Raw genomic sequence first — 2,567 nt, forward strand, 5'->3', positions numbered from 1 at the left:
GGAAAATTCAAGTCTTGGCAGCAAAGTTATATTAACCAAGTCCCTGGATTAAACCAAGTACCCTTCGATAAGATGCCCCAACCAATTAATTCTGGTGTTGGTGTTGTGGGAATTGCTTCTGTAGTTCTTGGTACTTCTGAAAGAGGTGATGCTTGGGTTGGAAATAATTATTTTATCTCTGGCAGTGTAGTAAGGGGCGATAAAACTGTACCTACTGCTTGTGCTGCTGGAAAAGAATGCTCATATCTAGAAATGGGCGACTTTTCAGGTTCAGAGGGTGCATTATATGGAAAACGCTGGGCTTCTGGGTCATCACAGCAAGTAAAAGGTGGTTATGGTTTCTTGGCTGCGGTCAATTCCGGGAAGGAACCAACAGGACGGTTGGTATATGGTAGTGGATTCAAGGTTGCATTGACCGGAGTGAATGAATCATCTGGTACAGCAGACTTTGGGTTGTTTTTGCGAATCTGTGTGCGTCCTCCTTTTATGCAAAAAACTTGTACGCCCTATTTTATTGGGCCAGTGCCCTGGCTTGGAGTTAAAGAGAATGGGTTAGTGATTGTGGGGAGCGGACAATGACAACGACCAACACGCAAGTCAATGCGAACCAATTCATTCCACCAGGACTCTCTTCTGCACTAATTTCACCCGCAGGACTGGGGTTAGTGGCCTGTGGTGCGGTGATTGTGGTAGCCAAATACATAGATGCCAAAAGGGGTAAAGCTAAATTAGCAACTGCAAGGTGGGGTGGAACAGCAGAGAAGACAGCAGCCCGTAAACTAGCGTGCAAACAAATAAATAAACGTAAACATAATCGTGTGTCTCTGTACGTCGGCACTCCCAAGAATATAAAAAGCGAAATTGTCAATGGCATCAGGAAAACGTGCATTCCCGAAGATCCAGTAACCCTTTACTTACCAGACGCACAACGGGGGATTTTTGTTTGTGGTGGCCCAGGTTGTGGAAAATCATTTTCAATGATTAATCCGTTGATCCGTTCAGCAATAGATCAAGGATTCCCCTTAGCACTTTATGATTTTAAGTATGCAGAGCAGGAATCAGCCACAGCCGCATCTAAAGGGCAAGCCCCAATACTAGCGGGGTATGCACTCGAACGTGGTTACAAAGTCACCGTCTTAGCCCCAGGATTTCCAGAATCTGCTGTTGCCAATCCAATAGATTTTCTTCGCAATAATGAAGACTCGGAAATGGCGCGGCAGCTTGCGATCACTCTCAACCGCAACTTTCAACTAGGTGAAAAAGATTCAGGAAACAGCTTCTTCACGAATGCTGGAGATCAGCTAGTACAAGCTGTTTTTATGCTGGCGAAAGGAACACAATACCCAGATATCATGATGTGCCAAGCAATTCTCGGATTACCGAAGCTAGTCAAGCGTATGGAAATTGCAGAGAACCTGAATTTCATGGTTAGGGAAGCTTTCGCACAGTTTGTATCTGTAGCTGGTAGCCCAGAGACAGCAGCTAGTATTGTGGGAACAGCAAGCGGATTGTTCAGCCGATTCATGGTTCCAGCAGCATTGGCGGCTTTTTGCGGAAAAACCAATATTCCACTGGACTTGAAAGGACGGCAGATGGTGATATTTGGGATGAACAAAGAAAAGCGTGATGTAATTGCACCGTTGCTTGTTTCGATTCTGCATTTAATAATAAGCAGAAATGTCGCCTATAAACGCACTTGTCCTCTGGTGCTTGGGATTGATGAATTACCGACATTATATTTACCAGCCCTAGTGGATTGGTTAAACCAAAATCGGGAAGATGGGCTAATTTCAATATTAGGTTTACAAAATCTCTCAATGCTGATTGAGGCTTATGGAGAAAATACAACGAATGCCATATTTGGGGGATGCGCTACCAAAGCATTCTTTAATCCCCAAGATGATGTAGCGGCGGAACGTTTTAGTAAGTTTTTAGGTGATGAAGAGATTAAGTATAAACAGCGTTCCCGTTCATCAGGGGGAAAGGGTGGTGCAAGTATTTCTAATTCTGACCAAAACAGTACTCGTAAGTTGTTTGATATCAATCAATTTAACACCTTACCAGAAGGAAAAGCAGTAATTATTAGTCCCGGTTTTCGTTCTCGTGGTCAAATAAGTTTGCCAATCTTGCAATCAATTAAGATTCCTCAGCATGAAATCCAATCTGAAGCTGACAGTGTGAAAGCTTGGTACAAGTTTCAAAAGTTCTTATCTAAAAAGTCTACTCTCTTAACTCCAGCAGATGAAGAAATGAAAATTCGCCGAGCCTCCGCGATAAAATTGTTACCTTTGATAGAAAATCAAGAGCAGTTATCAGAATATGCAAGCCTGATTTAAAGTGATATTTTCTGGGCTAAAATTGAAGTTAAAAATAGTTAGGATAAAATTAATGTCACCAAGTAAGTTTTACCCATTCTCTGATTATGATAGAAAACAAATTGCTAAACTTCCTCCTGATATAGCAGCCCTAGCAGATAAATATCCGAGCGAGATTTTAAACACTGCTGATAGTTGGGATAACTTGCCTTTTGATGCTAACTATCTTCCTGAGTGCCTTGAAGTCTATAG

The 2,567-nt window shown here is 42.4% G+C and carries 1 protein-coding gene and 1 pseudogene; both read left to right on the forward strand.

The window, feature by feature from the left end; translation table 11 throughout:
- Positions 1 to 579: pseudogene (locus tag GNF10_RS36385) on the forward strand (hypothetical protein); the annotation flags it as partial.
- Positions 576 to 2,336 (forward strand): type IV secretory system conjugative DNA transfer family protein, encoded by a 1,761-nt coding sequence (locus GNF10_RS36390; protein WP_185607465.1) that lies wholly within the window; start codon positions 576 to 578, stop codon positions 2,334 to 2,336. The pseudogene GNF10_RS36385 and the gene GNF10_RS36390, both read left to right, overlap by 4 nt.
- Positions 2,337 to 2,567: the final 231 nt, after the last annotated feature.

It is taken from the genome of Nostoc sp. UCD121, assembly GCF_014222285.1.
Lineage (GTDB): Bacteria > Cyanobacteriota > Cyanobacteriia > Cyanobacteriales > Nostocaceae > Nostoc.